Origin of the sequence: Brucella sp. NBRC 113783 (genome assembly GCF_040372265.1) — a bacterium.
Lineage (GTDB): Bacteria > Pseudomonadota > Alphaproteobacteria > Rhizobiales > Rhizobiaceae > Brucella > Brucella teleogrylli.
On record NZ_BAABRX010000002.1, the window covers coordinates 666,205 to 681,714 of the forward strand.

Below are 15,510 nucleotides of genomic sequence, written 5' to 3' on the forward strand. Positions count from 1 at the left end.
TGACGCAGAGTTTTGGTTCTTTTCGTTCGCGGCTTAATCGCGATCAATCCCACCATCCAGCGCCAAGTAATGAAGGGGGCGTATGAAACGCCCCCTTTTTTGCTCGTCGTGGAAGCTCCCAAAATCAGATGAGATTTTGGTTCTGGTCCGTCGAAACTGGTGCTTTCTGAGAACCGGAGCGGAATGTACTTAAAGGTACATGAGCACCGGAAGCGGAAGGAAGTGCCATTTGCAGACAGCCAGAACCTAAATATCGCTGATTTTTAGTTGCGAGCCTTATCCACCAGCTTGTTGGCGGCAATCCATGGCATCATGGCGCGGAGCTTTTCGCCAACTTCTTCGATCTGGTGCGCATCGTTGTTGCGGCGGATGCCCTTGAAGCGAGCAGCGCCTGCACGATATTCTTGCATCCAATCGGAAGTGAACTTGCCGGTCTGAATGTCTTTCAGAACGCGCTTCATTTCTTCCTTGGTTTCGGCAGTGATGATGCGCGGACCGGTGACGTATTCGCCCCATTCAGCGGTGTTCGAGATCGAGTAGTTCATGTTGGCGATGCCGCCTTCGTAGATCAGATCCACGATGAGCTTCATTTCGTGCAGGCATTCGAAATAGGCCATTTCCGGCGCATAACCGGCTTCAACCAGAACTTCGAAACCGGTGCGGATCAGCTCAACCACGCCGCCGCAGAGAACAGCCTGCTCACCGAACAGATCGGTTTCGCACTCTTCCTTGAAGGTGGTTTCGATGACGCCCGAACGGCCGCCGCCAACGCCCGAAGCGTAGGACAGAGCGAGGTCATGGGCATTGCCCGATGCATCCTGATGGATGGCGATCAGGCAAGGCACGCCGCCGCCCTTCTGGTATTCGCCGCGAACCGTGTGGCCTGGGCCCTTCGGTGCGATCATGACGACGTCGACCGACTTCTTCGGCTCGATGAGGCCGAAATGAACATTGAGGCCGTGTGCGAAAGCAATCGCAGCGCCGTCGCGCAGGTTGCTGTGGATGTGGTCGCGGTAGATGTCGGCCTGGAGTTCATCCGGAGTCGCCATCATCATGAGGTCGGCCCACTTGGCGGCATCAGCAACGTTCATCACCTGAAAGCCGTCTGCTTCCGCCTTCTTGACGGTTGCGGAACCTTCTCGAAGGGCGACGCGCACATTGGCAGCACCGGAATCCTTCAGGTTCAGCGCATGGGCTCGGCCCTGGCTGCCGTAGCCGACGATAACCACATTCTTCGACTTGATCAGGTTAACGTCTGCATCCCGGTCGTAATAAACGCGCATTTCCTATTCCCTTCGTTTCAGTTTATTCTCTGGCCTTCTTGCGTCAGCCGATGTGACTAAGCCCCGTACAGAGCGAAAAACTGCTTTGTGGCGCGCCGGGCGTCCCGGATGACCACGTCGTCAGTCAGTTCCAGCCGGTCGCCCAACAGCAACCGGATTTGCATGTCCCGGACGACGAGCCCGAAGAACGTGCGAAATGCTTCATCGATATCGTCGAAAGCCAGCAGCTTGGCTTCCATCCCCATTTCAAGGATCGGCTTCAGGCGCTTGGCCATGGCCACCGGCCCGTTGGAGAGAACGATATCGCCCAGCGCCGACTTGCCCGATGCCGCATGGCTGACAGCCAGACGGTTAAGCGCGATCGACGTGCGGCCCGAAAGCACCAGCAGCCAGTCGCGGGCAAAGTGTTCCAGGCTTGAAAACAGCGATTCCGCGTCAAGCTTCTCGCGCGCCAGCGGCACAACGCGAACCTTGGAGGCCTGCCAGCGAACCATCGCCGTCAGAAGACCGTCACGGTCGCCAAACCATTTATAGAGGCTTTCCTTGGAGCAATTGGCGGCACGCGCAATGCTCGCCGTCGTCAAAGCGCGGTCTCCGCCTTCGACAAGAAGGCGCAACGCCTGCTCCAGAACATCGTTCTGACGCGGCGAAAGAGCCTGCTGCTTTTGAGCCTGCAATTCGTCGCTACCATCAGTCACGGGGCACTTCCTCCTCTTGTACCGTACGGTACGGTTCCCATTCTATTAGCCCTTGCCGCATAGGCGGTCAAGCGAGATTTTTGAAAAATTCGGATGGTAAGGCGTGTACTAAAGATGCCTTTGCCGATAGCGCGATTGAACTATGTACTTGCGCAAAAATAGTAGGAAAAACAAACAATTAGGGCGCCATCCGGAATCATATTCTCAGATAACGCCCTGATAAAACACGGTCTGTTAAAGCGAATTCCCGATCAGATATTCACCTGCGTACCGATTTCTACCACGCGTCCGGTTGGGATCTGGAAATATTCGGTCGCGTCCGACGCCGTGCGCGCCAACAGGATAAACAGCTTGTCCTGCCACAGAGGCATGCCGGAATGCACCGAAGCCTTGAGCGAACGGCGCGACAGGAAGAACGAGGTCGTCATGATGTCGAACTTCCAGCCAAGCTTGCGGCAAAGGCCAAGCGCGCGCGGAATATTCGGCTGCTGCATATAGCCGAACTTCAGCGTCACCTGCATAAAGCGCTCGTTATATTGCGAGACACGCGCGCGGTCTGCGCTGGAGACCCACGGCTTCGAAGCGGTCACGACGGTCAGGATGACATTGTTCTGATGGAGCACCTTATAATGCTTCAGACTGTGCATCAGCGCGGTTGGCGCACTTTTCGGGTCGCCCGTCAGGAAGACAGCCGTTCCCGGCACAATCGTTGGCGGGCGCTTGGCCATCTGCTCGACGATGAGATCGAGCGGCACTTCGCCCTTGCGTGTCTTGAGGAACAGGTGCCGGGTGCCGCGCACCCATGTCCACATGATGAGCACAAGCACTGCGGCAATGCCGATAGAAGCCCAACCGCCTTCATGCACCTTGATGATGTTGGCGCTGAAGAACATGATGTCGATCAGCAGGAAACCGAGCATCAAAGGCAGCGCACGACTGACCTGCCAATTCCAGATCCGCGTCATGACAATATAGAGCAGCACGGTCGTCACCAGCATGTTGCCGGTCACTGCGATACCATAGGCTGCGGCCAGATTGGTCGACTTCTCAAAGCCCAGCACCAGAATGACCACGGTCAGGCCGAGCAGCAGATTGACACGCGGGATATAGATCTGCCCGTGCAGCTTCTCCGACGTGTGCTGAATTTCAAGGCGTGGCAGAATGTTGAGCTGCACCGCCTGCCGCGCCACGGAAAAGGCACCGGTGATAACGGCCTGACTGGCGATCACTGTTGCTGCCGTCGCCAGCAGCACCATCGGCAGCAGCGCGAAATTCGGCAGCATCTGGAAGAACGGCAATGCCGCTGCTTCGCCATGCGACAGGATGAAGGCGGCCTGTCCAAAATAATTCAGCACCAGACATGGAAACACGATCCACAGCCAGGCGCGCACGATGGGCTTGCGCCCGAAATGGCCAAGATCGGCATAGAGCGCTTCGGCACCCGTCATGGCGAGGAAAACCGCGCCAACGGTGATGAAGGCAATACCGGGGCTAATGGCCAGAAAGCGCACTGCATAATAGGGATTGAGCGCATAAATGACGGTTGGATCGTCGAATATGTGCCAGAGGCCCGACGCGCCCAGCGCCAGAAACCAGATCGCCATGATCGGCCCGAATACGATGGCAACCTTGCCGGTGCCGAGCTTTTGTACCGAAAACAGCGTCACAAGGATGACGACCGTAATGGGCACCACGAAAGGCGTGAGGCTGGGCGCGACGATTTCCAGGCCTTCCATCGCGGAAAGCACGGAAATGGCAGGCGTAATCACGGCATCGCCAAAGAACAGCGCTGCGCCGCATATACCGACGGCCAGAATGAGATTGGGACGTCCTTTCAGAGCGCCGCGCACCAGCGCCATCAGCGATAGGATGCCGCCTTCGCCGTTATTATCGGCCCGCAGCACGAACAGAACATATTTGATCGTGACAACCAGCGTCAGCGCCCAGAATATCAGCGAGACGACGCCAAGAATGTCCGGGCGCGACAGGACGCCGTCAGAGGCCGCCGTGTGCAGCGCCTCACGAAAAGCGTAGATCGGGCTGGTGCCGATATCGCCATAGACCACACCGAGCGCGCCCAAGACCAGCGTCTTCATGCTGTCGCTATGATGATCGTTTTCTTCGCCGATATATCCGGTTTCAGCGCCAACACTGCCAACAAGCGGCGTGACCGCCGCATCCGGCGCGGAGGATTGCGATTGCGCGTTCTGGCCGTTCAGCTCGTCGCTCATTTGCCGACACCTCGCAACATCCTGAAATCATTCTGGCTGGAAATCATATTGTGTGGAGTCCACTCACAGGTACACCCGCAAAAGATTGCGGATTGCAACAACCGTGCCGCATCTTTGCCCCAATCCGGTTCAAACATCATCACCGAACCGAGCGGTGCATACGCGCTGCTCCGATGATGCCCCGAAGGCAAAGCACGCCGGGGCACTTCGATGTGGAATGCGGATTTCGGAAAACCGTATCAATGCTTCCCTCATACGTCCCTGCGCGCTCCTGACGCGGATGAACCAGCCGCGGACGCCTATAGCTTGTTGAGCTTTGGCACAAATGCGCTTTTCGCAAAGCTCAGGTCAAAGCTATGCATTTTGCGCATTGAACGTGCCAATTACCCAGCCAAAGCAGCGTTAAAACGTCCCACTGTCGCCGCCATACCATACGTCAAAGCGTCCGCCGTCAATCCATGTCCGATGGAAACTTCTTTCAATTGTGGAATGCGTTTGACCAGTGCCGGGAGATTTTCGACCGTCAGATCGTGACCGGCATTGATTTCAAGACCGAGCGCCGTTGCGGCATCCGAGGCCTTGCCAACACGGTCCAGCTCGCGCGCTGCCGCTGCCGGATCGTCATAGGTCGCGCCATAAGGACCGGTATAGAATTCCAACCGGTCAGCGCCGATGGCCTTGGCCTTTTCATAACCCAGCGGATCGGGATCGGCGAACAGCGAAACGCGCATGCCGCCCTTCTTCAACCGCGCCACGATGGGCGCCAGATAATCGGCCTTGGACAGGAAATCCCAGCCGTGGTCGGAAGTGGCCTGTGTCGGATCATCCGGCACCAGCGTCACCTGTTCCGGCTGGTGCTTTTCTACCAGATCGAGGAAGGCCTCGCTTGGAAAGCCTTCAATATTGAATTCGGCCTGCGGAAATTCATCATCGATCAATGCACGAATATCGCCAAGATCGGAAAAGCGGATGTGGCGCTGGTCCGGGCGCGGATGCACCGTCAATCCTGCCGCCCCCGCCGCGAGTGCAATTCGCCCGAGACCGGTGACGCTCGGCCAGGGCAGATCGCGACGGTTACGTAGCATGGCGATGGCATTGAGATTGACAGATAATTTCGCAGGCATGGAGGCATTTCTCCCATGATCGGTTTTCGCTTTAGAGCCTGTTCCAAAAGCCGTCCTGTGTGGCCGCAAATGCCGATTTTCTCCATTTTCGCACACACATGCCGCTTTTTGAGTCAGGCTCTTATATCGCCCGCCGCAGGAAAGTGTGAGTGTTTTCCCGTCGCACCTGATGACCCATCCCCAAATGTTGCCGTTTCCCGTCTTTGGAGCATAGGCCAAGCTATTCCTTGCCGAATTTGGAACAACAATCCGCAACCTTTCGCCCGGTTTGGACGTTTGAATCCTGTCCTGACAGGGGCACGAATTGACGATTGGTCATAGAAGACGCTTGGAGACCGATGATGCGCAATGAGGACATCCCCGTCGTCCGCCGCATTCCCACGGACCGGAATGATGTATTCGCCTTTGCCATTGAAGGGCATTTGGACGATTCATCGCTGGAGAACCTTTATGGGCTGCTCGACGCAGCCTATGAGCAATATGACGAGATTGATCTGCTGATCCGCCTGACCGGCTATGAGGGCGTGGACTGGACCGCGGCTTTTTCCGAAAGCATGCTTTCAATGCGCTCAAAATCGCTCAAGCATCTGCGCCGCTATGCGATTGTAGGCGGTCCATTATGGATACAGGCCAGCATCACCCTGATGCAGCCCTTCCTCTCGATAGAAATGCGCTCCTTCGAAGCCGACGAAGAACAGGACGCATGGGAGTGGCTGAGCGCCAAACCAATTGAAAGCTGATTATTTTACAATCGTCAGGCGTTCTGCTGCACGGGTAATGGCCGTATAGAGCCAGCGCTCGCGCGTATCGCGAAAAGCATAGCTTTCATCGAACAATACCACATCATCCCACTGCGAACCTTGAGCCTTGTGCACCGTCAGGGCATAGCCATAGTCGAAGTCGTCGTAACGCTTCTTGGTCTGCCACGGAATTTCGCTATCCGGGTCCTCGAACTGCGCCTTCAAAAGCTTGATCTTGGCAACGCCGCGATCATCGTCTTCCGGCGCAACCAGCAGATTGATCCCGGGCTTCACGGTTTCCTTGGAGGAGGTCATGACCTTCCAAAGCGACCCGTTGAGCAGGCCCTTGGCCGGATCGTTGCGCAGGCAGACCAGCTTGTCACCCGCCTGCGGATAATCCGCCGTAAAGCCCTTCAGCTCGCGCAGGCGCTGGTTATAACGCCGCCGCGTGCGATTGGTGCCGACAAGCACCTGATCGGCCTTCAGAACCATGTCCTGATTGACTTCGTTCTTGCTGATGACCTTTGCCGCACCGTGATCACCATAGGGCAGCTCGCGCCCTTCGCGCACGTCAAGCGCCATGCGGATAATCGGATTGTCCTGCGCCTGACGGTGAATTTCGGTGAGCAGATAGTTCGGCTCATGCTCGGTAAAGAACCCACCGCCGGAAATCGGCGGCAACTGGCCCGGATCGCCCAACACGAGGATTGGCGTTCCGAAGCTCATGAGATCGCGCCCAAGCGCCTCGTCCACCATCGAACACTCATCCACCACGATCATCGCCGCCTTGGCGACCGGGCTTTGCCGATTGAGCGAGAATGTCGGCGCGATGGACGTCTTGCCTGTCGTCTCGTCCTCAACGGCTTCCTCGCCACGCGGACGATAGATCAGCGAATGCAGCGTGCGCGCATTGCTGGCGCCCTTGGACCGCAAAACCTGCGCGGCCTTGCCGGTAAAGGCGGCAAACTGCACATCGCCATCGACATGTTCCGCGAAATAGCGCGCCAGTGTCGTCTTGCCCGTTCCGGCATAACCGAACAGCCTGAAAATGGGACTACGCCCCTCTTTCAGCCATTGTCCGACGGCCTTGAGCGCCTGATCCTGTTCCGGTGAAAACTGCATGGCTCTTTCAGACAGGATTCGCGACCTGAAAACAAGATCAAACCGTGATCAAACAGCCGTATTAAGCAGAGCCGTATAGCGGGAGAGGTCGACATTGCCGCCGCTGACGATGACACCGACGCGCTTTCCGCGCAGTTGATCCGCCATCTGGCGGGCACCGGCGAAAGCCAGACAACCCGTCGGCTCGACCACCAATTTCATCTGACGAGCAAAGAACTTCATGCCGTCGACAAGGGCCTGATCGCTAACGGCCAGAACATCCGTGACCTTCTCGCGGATGATGGCAAAGGTCAGGTCGCCCGGCGCCTGCGTCTGCGCGCCATCGGCCAGCGTCTGCGGCGTGTCGATGCGCACAATTTTGCCCGCCCGCAAGGATTGCTGGACATCATTCCCTGCTTCCGGCTCGACGCCATAAACGGCGCAATCGGGCGAAAGCGCCTTGGCGGCCAGCGCCGATCCGGCAATCAACCCGCCGCCGCCGACGCAGACGAACAGCGCGTCAAGCGGCCCCACTTCCTCGATCAACTCCTTGGTCGCCGTGCCCTGCCCGGCAATGATATGCGGGTGGTTATAGGGTGGAATCAGGGCGAGACCGCCCTCCTCCGCCAGACGGTTCGTCAGGGCGTCACGGTCATCCTTATACCGATTGAAGGTGATGACATTGGCGCCATAGCCGCGCGTTGCTTCCAGCTTCGACTGCGGCGCATCTTCCGGCATCAATATGGTGGCGGAAATGCCAAGCAGCTTTGCCGACAAGGCCACCGCCTGCGCATGATTGCCCGATGAAAATGCAATCACGCCGCGCTTCTTTTGCTCATCGCTGAAACGGGTAAGCGCATTGAACGCGCCGCGAAACTTGAACGCACCGATGCGCTGAAGATTTTCGGCCTTGAAAAAGAATTGTGCGCCGGTCTCGGCATCGAGCGCCGCAGAGGTCAGAACCGGCGTGCGAAGCGCATGGCCCTCGATCTGTCCGGCGGCGGAAACCACATCGTCATAGGTAGGAAGTGCACGCATTTTGATGCTCCGATTGAGCTACTTCAGCATCGGCCAGAGGCTCGCGATCAGCAGCAAGGCCATAAAGATATTGAACCATTTGAGATGCACCGGATCATCCAGCCAGTTGCGCAGCAACATGCCAAAGCCTGCCCAGACCGAAACGCTCGGCAGGTTGACCAGCGCGAAGGCAACGCTCACCAGCGAAACGGCCAGATAGTAATTGTCATGCGTGGCATAGGTGGCAATGCCGGTGACGGCCATCACCCACGCCTTGGGATTGACCCACTGGAAGGCTGCCGCCTGCATGAACGTCATCGGCTTGCCATCACCAGTACCCTTCGCTTCACCGATCGAACGCGACATTGCGATTTTCCATGCCAGATAGAGCATGTAAGCGCCGCCCGCGAATTTCAGGCTGGTGTAGAAGGCAGGCACCGTTTCAAGCAGCACGCCAAGACCGAAGCCAACTGCCAGAAGCAGGCCGAAAAACCCGACACCGATACCCAGCATATGCGGGATCGTGCGCCGAAAGCCAAAATTAACCCCCGATGCCAGCAGCATTAGATTGTTCGGCCCCGGTGTGATGGAAGACACAAAAGCGAAGGCGATCAGCGCCAAAAATACTTCGACAGACATGTGATGAACCCGATTTAGAGCCTGCTCCAAAAGTCGCCCTGTGTGGCTGCAAATGGCAATTTTCTCCATTCCGGTGCTCACGTACCCAAAAGTACGCTCCGCTCCGGTACTCGAAAATCGCCATTTTCGCCCCCACATGCCGCTTTTTGAGTGAGGCTCTTACCCGCACAAATTAGCTCAATAAAAAACCGGCACAATCGAAACATTGTGCCGGTTTGGAGCCTTATTGTATCGATCCCTGCTCTTGGCAGAGAAACACGACTTACATGCCTTCAGGACCCCGGTTCATCGCCGCCACGCCGGTGCGGCAGATTTCCACGAGGCCAAGCGGCTTCATAATCGAGATGAACTGGTCGATCTTCGCGGTCTTGCCGGTGATTTCCAGAATGAAGTGATCGGTCGTCGCATCGACCACCTTGGCCTTGAACGCATCGGCGAGACGCAGCGTTTCGGCGCGGGCTTCACCCTTGCCAGCCACTTTCACCAGCGCCAGCTCGCGCTCGATCGGGCGATCATGCCCGAGTTCGCTCGCACGGTGGCTGAGATCAACCACGCGGTGAACCGGAACGATGCGCGCCAGCTGGTGGCGGATCTGGTCAAGCACGTGCGGTGTACCACGCGTCACAATGGTAATACGCGAAAGGTGCTTTTCGTGCTCGGTTTCCGAAACCGTCAGGCTTTCAATGTTATAGCCGCGACCGGAAAACAATCCGATCACGCGGGCAAGGACACCTGGCTCGTTATCGACGAGGACGGCAAGCGTATGGGTTTCCGGGGTCTGGGTTTCGGCTGCGATGAAGTAGGCCGATCCGGAAGCTAGGTTCTGTGCATTCATGATTTCAAATCCTCCGGATCAGACGAGCGCGCGGCCCTTGGCGTCGATGGCATTGGCGACGGCTTCGTCGGTGGCTTCGTCGGGCAACAGCATTTCATTATGCGCCTTGCCGGACGGAATCATCGGGAAGCAGTTCGCCAGATTGGCAACGCGGCAGTCGAAGATGACCGGCTTGTCGATGTCGATCATTTCCTGAATGGCGGCGTCGAGATCGCCCGGCTTTTCGCAGCGAATGCCGTGCGCGCCATAGGCTTCTGCCAGCTTGACGAAATCCGGCATCGCCTCCGTATAGGAATGCGACAGGCGGTTGCCATGCAGCAATTGCTGCCACTGGCGCACCATGCCCATATACTGGTTGTTCAGGATGAAGATCTTGATCGGCGCATTGTGCTGGATCGCTGCCGACATTTCCTGAATGCACATCTGGATCGATGCGTCCCCGGCAATGTCTATAACCAGCGCATCCGGATGCGCAATCTGCACACCGAGCGCGGCAGGCAGGCCATAGCCCATCGTGCCGAGGCCACCCGAGGTCAGCCAGCGGTTCGGTTCTTCGAAGCCATAGAACTGTGCCGCCCACATCTGGTGCTGGCCGACTTCGGTGGTGATGTAGGTTTTGCGATCCTTGGTCAGTTCATACAGCCGCTCAATGGCATATTGCGGCATGATGACGTCCTTGTTCGGCGTATAGGCCAGCGAATTGCGGGCGCGCCAGCGGTCGATCTGCTCCCACCAGGCGGCGATGGCCTTCTTTTCCGGCTTCTTTTCGGAAGCGCGGAACTGGCGAACCATATCTTCCAGAACATGCGCAACATCGCCGATGATCGGCACATCCACGCGGACATTCTTGTTGATCGAAGACGGATCGATATCGATATGAATCTTCTTCGAATTCGGCGAGAAGGCATTGAGGCGACCGGTGATACGGTCGTCGAAGCGCGCGCCAACGCACAGCATGACATCGCAATCATGCATGGTCATGTTCGCTTCGTAAGTGCCGTGCATGCCCAGCATGCCGAGCCAGTTCTTGCCCGATGCCGGATAGGCGCCGAGGCCCATCAGGGTCGAGGTGATCGGGAAGTTGCCGAGTTCAACCAGCTCGCGCAGCAGACGGGAAGCTGCCGGGCCGGAATTGATCACGCCACCGCCGGAATAGATGACGGGCTTCTTGGCCGTGGCGAGCAGACGGACGGCGTCGGAGATTGCCTGCGCATTGCCGTCGAGAACCGGACGGTAGGTGGTGCGCGGCGTGGTCTGCGGCGGCGTGTATATGCCCTTGGCAAACTGGATATCCTTCGGAATATCGACCAGAACCGGACCCGGACGGCCCGTGGATGCAACATGGAAGGCTTCATGCAGAATGCGCGACAGGTCGTTGACGTCCTTCACCAGCCAGTTGTGCTTGGTGCAGGGGCGTGTGATGCCAACCGTATCGGCTTCCTGAAAGGCATCGGAACCGATCAACGAGGTCGGGACCTGACCAGAAATGCAGACGAGCGGGATGGAATCCATCAGCGCATCCTGAAGCGGGGTGACCGCATTGGTTGCGCCGGGGCCGGATGTCACCAGCAGCACACCGACCTTGCCGGTGGAGCGGGCATAGCCTTCGGCGGCATGGCCTGCGCCCTGTTCGTGACGCACGAGAATGTGCTGAATCTTGTCCTGCTGGAACAGTTCGTCATAGATCGGAAGCACTGCGCCGCCCGGATAACCGAAAATGCTCTCCACGCCCTGATCGATCATGGCCTGAATAACCATTTCCGCGCCGGTCATCTCGCGTGGATGGCTTGTTTCCTGAGATCCTGCGGCGGTCGCTTCCGCCTCTTGTTTACCTGCAGTCATCGTTCTCTTCCCGTCTAGTCTGTATTTCGGTGTCAGATTTAGCCGCATCGGGCTTTTTTGGATAATAAAAAAGGCCCCCGAGGGAGCCTGTCTTTCGCGCATGGGAGCTTTCGCCGGATGGTTACACCATCCTGCCCATGCGCGCCCGTACCACAAGAATAATAAACGTGTTCATGGGGCGGGACACTAATCGCCTGAAAAGAAGCCGTCAACGCATAAATACGAGCCCTGTGATATTTTCTTAAGATTCACCCCACCCTCTCGATAACTTTATTTCAACCCGGATTTGCTAGCTTCATCAGATAGCTCTTATGAAAGTTGGCGAAATGAACACGGGCGGGGATATTGACGGCAGTGCCGAGATGAAGGGCCGCGGCTTTGTACAGCGCAACCGCACGGAAGGTCATGTCATCCAGTGCGACGGCGAGCGCGCCATCATTGCGGCTTTGTCCGGCCCCTCCTCCACTGCGTCCGATGACTACTGGACCGTCGGTCAGTTGATCTCCATCCAGTCGGGCGGCAACCGCCTGGTTGGCCTCGTCCACAATGTCACCGTGCCCGATAATGCCTGGACGCGCGGCGGCGACAACATCGTCCATGTCCATGTCGAATTTTTGGGCGAAGTGCGCGGCGAACCCGATGGCCATATGTCGTTCAGCGGCGGCATTTCCAGATATCCCTATCCCGGCGCCATCGCCCACCGTATCCGCGCCTCCGACCTTTCCGCAGTCTATGCCCAGATGGGCCAGACAAGCGTACCCATCGGCGCGCTGACCCAGGACGCCTCCGTCCCGGCCTATGTTTCGGTTGAAGACCTCATCTCGCGCCACTTTGCCGTTGTCGGCACCACGGGCGTGGGCAAATCCAGCGCCGTCATGCTGCTCTTGCGCCGCATCGTCTTGCAACGGCCCGATTTGCGCATCCTGATCCTCGACCCGCACAATGAATTTGCGGGCGCGTTTCCAGACCTCGCCATTGCAGTGGACCAGACCAATATCGAATTGCCGTTCTGGATGCTACGACTGGACGAATTTGCCGATGTTATTTTTCGCGGCCGCACGCCGGAGCCGACGGAATACGACATATTGCGCGACCTCGTGCAGCTTGCGCGCGAAAAAACCAGTGACAGCGAAACCGGCGGACGCCACAGCCTGCGGCGCAAGCTTTCGGACAGGACGGTCAGCGTCGATACGCCGATTGCCTATCGCCTGCGTGATCTCCTGACGCTGATCGATGACAGGATCGGCCTTCTCGACAGCAAGGCGGAGCGCCCCTATCTGCGCAACCTGAAAGCAAGACTGGAGTCGATCGCCAGCGATCCGCGTTTCCGCTTCATGTTTGCCGTCACCGGCGGGCCGGAAACCATGCGTCAGGCTATCGCGCGCATTTTCCGCATTCCGCATAATGGCAAGCCGATCTGCACCTTCCAGCTTGCGGGCCTCCCGTCCGAAGTGGTGAATGCCGTTGCTTCGGTTCTGTGCCGCCTCTCCTTCGACATCGCCATGTCGAGCGAAGGCAGCCTGCAAACCCTCGTCATCTGCGAGGAAGCGCACCGTTATATTCCAGCCGACAAGGATGCTGGCTTCTGGCCGACGCGGCAGGCGATTGCCCGCATCGCCAAGGAAGGGCGCAAATACGGCTCTTATCTCGGCGTGATCAGCCAGCGCCCCGGCGAGCTGGACGCCACCATTCTTTCGCAGTGCAATTCGATCTTCGCGATGCGTCTCGGCAATGAGCGCGATCAGGAAATCATCAAGGGCGCGCTGCGCGGCGGTGCGCGCAGCATGGCCGGTTTCCTCTCGTCGATTGCCAATCGCGAAGCCATTGCCTTCGGCGAAGCGTTTTCGACACCGATGCGGCTGACCTTCGAAACGGTTCCAGCGCATCAGCTGCCCGGGCGGCGCAAAGCCGAAAGCTTGACATCATCCTTGCAGGTCGATGACAGAATCGCGCTGGATCGTATCGTGGACCGGCTGCGTTCGTTCGAAAACAACGCGCATCCCGGCGCGCCGGAAAAGCCGACCGACGACAGCGATCTATTGAAAAAGCCTTCGACGATCAGCAGGCTTACAACCGTCGCGGCAGCGCCACTTGCAACGGAAAGACCTGCTCCCATCGTCTCGCATAACAGCGAGACAGCCCAAAGCATGAAGAAGCTAGGCGATCTGGTGCGCAATTTCCGCAAGGATTATGAGAGCTGACGGGACGCCTTTAACCACCCGGCATCAGGCGCAGACGCGATTGCGCCCCATATTCTTGGCGGCATAGAGCATCTTGTCAGCGCGACGATAAAGGTCCTTTGACGTTTCGCGCCGGTCCCAGACCGCAAGCCCGATACTGACGGTGACCGTCAGCTTCACATCGCCGAGATCGATTTCCAGCCCGGCAATGGCCTTTCGGATACGATTGGCGAGCTTGATCATCAACTCTGCATCCATATTGGGAGCGAGTACTGCAAATTCTTCGCCGCCAAGCCGCGCAACCACATCGTGATATCGCGTATAATCACGCAGGCAGCGCGCGACTTCCTGCAACACCACGTCGCCAATATCGTGTCCGTGGTTGTCGTTGACCGCCTTGAAGTGATCCAGATCGATAATCATCAGGCCGACGGGCCGCTGGATACGGTCGAACTGGACTAGATATTCCTTCAACGCTTCGTCGAAATAACGACGGTTCTGCATGCCGGTGAGGCTGTCGGTGAGCGCGGCATGTTCGAGCGTCTGCGACCGTTCGGACAAATCCTGCGTGATGATCTGCAATTTGCCGCGATCCAGCGCCTCGGTGCGGATTTGCGGATAGATCAGCAAAAGCCCGCAGACGATGGAGGCAATGAGAACCCAGATCGCCGCATGATTGAGCCGCCCGAGAGAAGTTGCGATTTCGGCAGCGGAGGCATCAAGAGAGGTCGCTTCAAGCAAGCCCAAATCGACATGCACGCGATAAAGCAAAATGCCTATCCCGCACATTAAAATAATCAGAATGAAAAATGCCCGCTCCGATTTATGAAACCGCATGTTTCGCGCCCGCCTCTCCTGTCAGAAGATAGCCTGCTAGTTATTTCGGTGACGTTAATTGAAGTAGTGCTTCATCAGAATTACTTAAAAAATTCCAGCTTGCATCCAGCTGATTGCGAAACCAGGTCGACTGGCGCTTGGCATATTGCCGCGTTGCAATGACGGATCGTTCAATGGCCTCGTCTTCGGTCATGGCGCCATCAAGAAAAGCGGTGATTTCCCGAACGCCGATGGCCTTCATCGCGGGCAGCGCCGGATCAAGCTGCAAAGACAGCAGCGCCTTCACTTCGTCAATTGCGCCATTGTTCCACATCAGTGCGAAGCGCCGCGCGATACGTTCGGAAAGCCAGCCCCGTTCCGGCAAAAGCACAATTTTCCGAGCCGACTGGTCATCCACCAGCACATGGCCCTTGTTTTGCTGCCACTCGCTCAAGGATTTTCCGGTGCTTTCGATCACCTCCAGCGCCCGTACGATGCGCTGGCTATCGGTCGCCTGAAGCGTCGCGGCCATTTGCGGATCGCGTTCCGACAGCGCCCGATGCAGGGTTTCAGCACCTTCTGTTTCCATGCGGGCGCGCCAATGATTGCGCACATCGGGCGCAACTTCCGGCATTTGTGACAAGCCGCCCAGCAGAGCGCGAAAATAAAGCCCGGTTCCGCCGACGAAAATCGGCGTCCGTCCTTCAAGCTTGGGCTGCGCCAGAAGGGATGCCACATCGGCAAACCATTTGCCGGTGGAATAGGACACAGACGGCGAAACATGACCGTAGAGATGATGCTCGGCGGAAGCCAGATCGTCTGCGCCGGGACGCGCCGTCAGCAGATCGAGCACGTCATAAACCTGCATGGAATCGGTGTTTACGATAAAGCCGCCAGTCTCCCTTGCCATATGAACAGCAAGTGCCGACTTGCCGCTGGCCGTCGGGCCAGCTATCAGGATGGCATTCTTGATCGCCTCCTCACTCATCGCAGGAATCGCTCCC

The 15,510-nt window shown here is 57.6% G+C and carries 13 protein-coding genes; 2 read left to right on the forward strand and 11 right to left on the reverse strand.

The window, feature by feature from the left end; genetic code table 11:
* Nucleotides 1–263: 263 nt before the first annotated feature.
* The 4 genes from ilvC to ABWW11_RS08580 form a co-directional block, all read right to left on the reverse strand.
* A complete protein-coding gene (gene ilvC / locus ABWW11_RS08565) occupies nucleotides 264–1,283 on the reverse strand; it encodes a ketol-acid reductoisomerase (protein WP_109369366.1) in 1,020 nt (339 codons plus the stop codon).
* Between the two features lie 56 nt (nucleotides 1,284–1,339).
* Nucleotides 1,340–1,981, reverse strand: a complete 642-nt coding sequence (locus tag ABWW11_RS08570) for a TetR/AcrR family transcriptional regulator (protein WP_078339363.1) — start codon at nucleotides 1,979–1,981, stop codon at nucleotides 1,340–1,342.
* A gap of 251 nt (nucleotides 1,982–2,232) precedes the next feature.
* Nucleotides 2,233–4,212, reverse strand: coding sequence for a potassium transporter Kup (locus ABWW11_RS08575; RefSeq protein WP_109369367.1), 1,980 nt, complete (start codon nucleotides 4,210–4,212; stop codon nucleotides 2,233–2,235).
* Between the two features lie 383 nt (nucleotides 4,213–4,595).
* Nucleotides 4,596–5,336: a pyridoxine 5'-phosphate synthase gene (locus ABWW11_RS08580; protein ID WP_109369368.1), complete on the reverse strand. Its 741-nt coding sequence runs from the start codon at nucleotides 5,334–5,336 to the stop codon at nucleotides 4,596–4,598.
* Nucleotides 5,337–5,677: 341 nt separating this feature from the next.
* Between ABWW11_RS08580 and ABWW11_RS08585 the strand changes: the two genes are divergently transcribed.
* The gene (locus ABWW11_RS08585; protein WP_171318318.1) at nucleotides 5,678–6,076 is read left to right on the forward strand and encodes a SpoIIAA family protein; all 399 of its coding nucleotides are present in this window, start codon (nucleotides 5,678–5,680) and stop codon (nucleotides 6,074–6,076) included.
* Here ABWW11_RS08585 and ABWW11_RS08590 read toward each other — a convergent pair whose 3' ends face one another.
* From ABWW11_RS08590 to ABWW11_RS08610, 5 genes are all read right to left on the reverse strand, one after another.
* Nucleotides 6,077–7,198, reverse strand: a complete 1,122-nt coding sequence (locus ABWW11_RS08590) for an ATP-dependent DNA helicase (protein ID WP_109369370.1) — start codon at nucleotides 7,196–7,198, stop codon at nucleotides 6,077–6,079.
* 48 nt (nucleotides 7,199–7,246) lie between these two features.
* Complete coding sequence (locus tag ABWW11_RS08595) at nucleotides 7,247–8,215, reverse strand: threo-3-hydroxy-L-aspartate ammonia-lyase (protein WP_319080320.1); 969 nt, start codon at nucleotides 8,213–8,215, stop codon at nucleotides 7,247–7,249.
* Nucleotides 8,216–8,233: 18 nt separating this feature from the next.
* A complete protein-coding gene (locus ABWW11_RS08600) occupies nucleotides 8,234–8,833 on the reverse strand; it encodes a LysE family translocator (protein WP_121536360.1) in 600 nt (199 codons plus the stop codon).
* A gap of 262 nt (nucleotides 8,834–9,095) precedes the next feature.
* A complete protein-coding gene (ilvN, locus tag ABWW11_RS08605; protein WP_078339370.1) occupies nucleotides 9,096–9,668 on the reverse strand; it encodes an acetolactate synthase small subunit in 573 nt (190 codons plus the stop codon).
* 18 nt (nucleotides 9,669–9,686) lie between these two features.
* Nucleotides 9,687–11,510: an acetolactate synthase 3 large subunit gene (locus ABWW11_RS08610; RefSeq protein ID WP_121536362.1), complete on the reverse strand. Its 1,824-nt coding sequence runs from the start codon at nucleotides 11,508–11,510 to the stop codon at nucleotides 9,687–9,689.
* 311 nt (nucleotides 11,511–11,821) lie between these two features.
* On the opposite strand from ABWW11_RS08610, the gene ABWW11_RS08615 reads away from it, so the two are divergent.
* Entirely contained in the window at nucleotides 11,822–13,711 is a 1,890-nt protein-coding gene (locus tag ABWW11_RS08615; protein ID WP_235858886.1) for an ATP-binding protein, read from the forward strand.
* A 24-nt stretch (nucleotides 13,712–13,735) separates the two neighbouring features.
* Here the strand turns inward: ABWW11_RS08615 and ABWW11_RS08620 are convergent, their stop codons facing one another.
* Nucleotides 13,736–14,527: a GGDEF domain-containing protein gene (locus ABWW11_RS08620; protein WP_109369374.1), complete on the reverse strand. Its 792-nt coding sequence runs from the start codon at nucleotides 14,525–14,527 to the stop codon at nucleotides 13,736–13,738.
* A gap of 40 nt (nucleotides 14,528–14,567) precedes the next feature.
* Complete coding sequence (miaA, locus tag ABWW11_RS08625) at nucleotides 14,568–15,494, reverse strand: tRNA (adenosine(37)-N6)-dimethylallyltransferase MiaA (RefSeq protein WP_109369375.1); 927 nt, start codon at nucleotides 15,492–15,494, stop codon at nucleotides 14,568–14,570.
* Nucleotides 15,495–15,510 lie beyond the last annotated feature (16 nt).

Coding starts and splice junctions, on each gene's coding strand:
- ilvC (WP_109369366.1), bottom strand. CDS start 1,283: ATGCGCGTTTATTACGACCGGGATGCAGACGTTAACCTGATCAAGTCG.
- ABWW11_RS08575 (WP_109369367.1), bottom strand. CDS start 4,212: ATGAGCGACGAGCTGAACGGCCAGAACGCGCAATCGCAATCCTCCGCG.
- ABWW11_RS08580 (WP_109369368.1), bottom strand. CDS start 5,336: ATGCCTGCGAAATTATCTGTCAATCTCAATGCCATCGCCATGCTACGT.
- ABWW11_RS08585 (WP_171318318.1), top strand. CDS start 5,678: ATGCGCAATGAGGACATCCCCGTCGTCCGCCGCATTCCCACGGACCGG.
- ABWW11_RS08590 (WP_109369370.1), bottom strand. CDS start 7,198: ATGCAGTTTTCACCGGAACAGGATCAGGCGCTCAAGGCCGTCGGACAA.
- ABWW11_RS08595 (WP_319080320.1), bottom strand. CDS start 8,215: ATGCGTGCACTTCCTACCTATGACGATGTGGTTTCCGCCGCCGGACAG.
- ABWW11_RS08600 (WP_121536360.1), bottom strand. CDS start 8,833: ATGTCTGTCGAAGTATTTTTGGCGCTGATCGCCTTCGCTTTTGTGTCT.
- ilvN (WP_078339370.1), bottom strand. CDS start 9,668: ATGAATGCACAGAACCTAGCTTCCGGATCGGCCTACTTCATCGCAGCC.
- ABWW11_RS08610 (WP_121536362.1), bottom strand. CDS start 11,510: ATGACTGCAGGTAAACAAGAGGCGGAAGCGACCGCCGCAGGATCTCAG.
- ABWW11_RS08615 (WP_235858886.1), top strand. CDS start 11,822: ATGAAAGTTGGCGAAATGAACACGGGCGGGGATATTGACGGCAGTGCC.
- ABWW11_RS08620 (WP_109369374.1), bottom strand. CDS start 14,527: ATGCGGTTTCATAAATCGGAGCGGGCATTTTTCATTCTGATTATTTTA.
- miaA (WP_109369375.1), bottom strand. CDS start 15,494: ATGAGTGAGGAGGCGATCAAGAATGCCATCCTGATAGCTGGCCCGACG.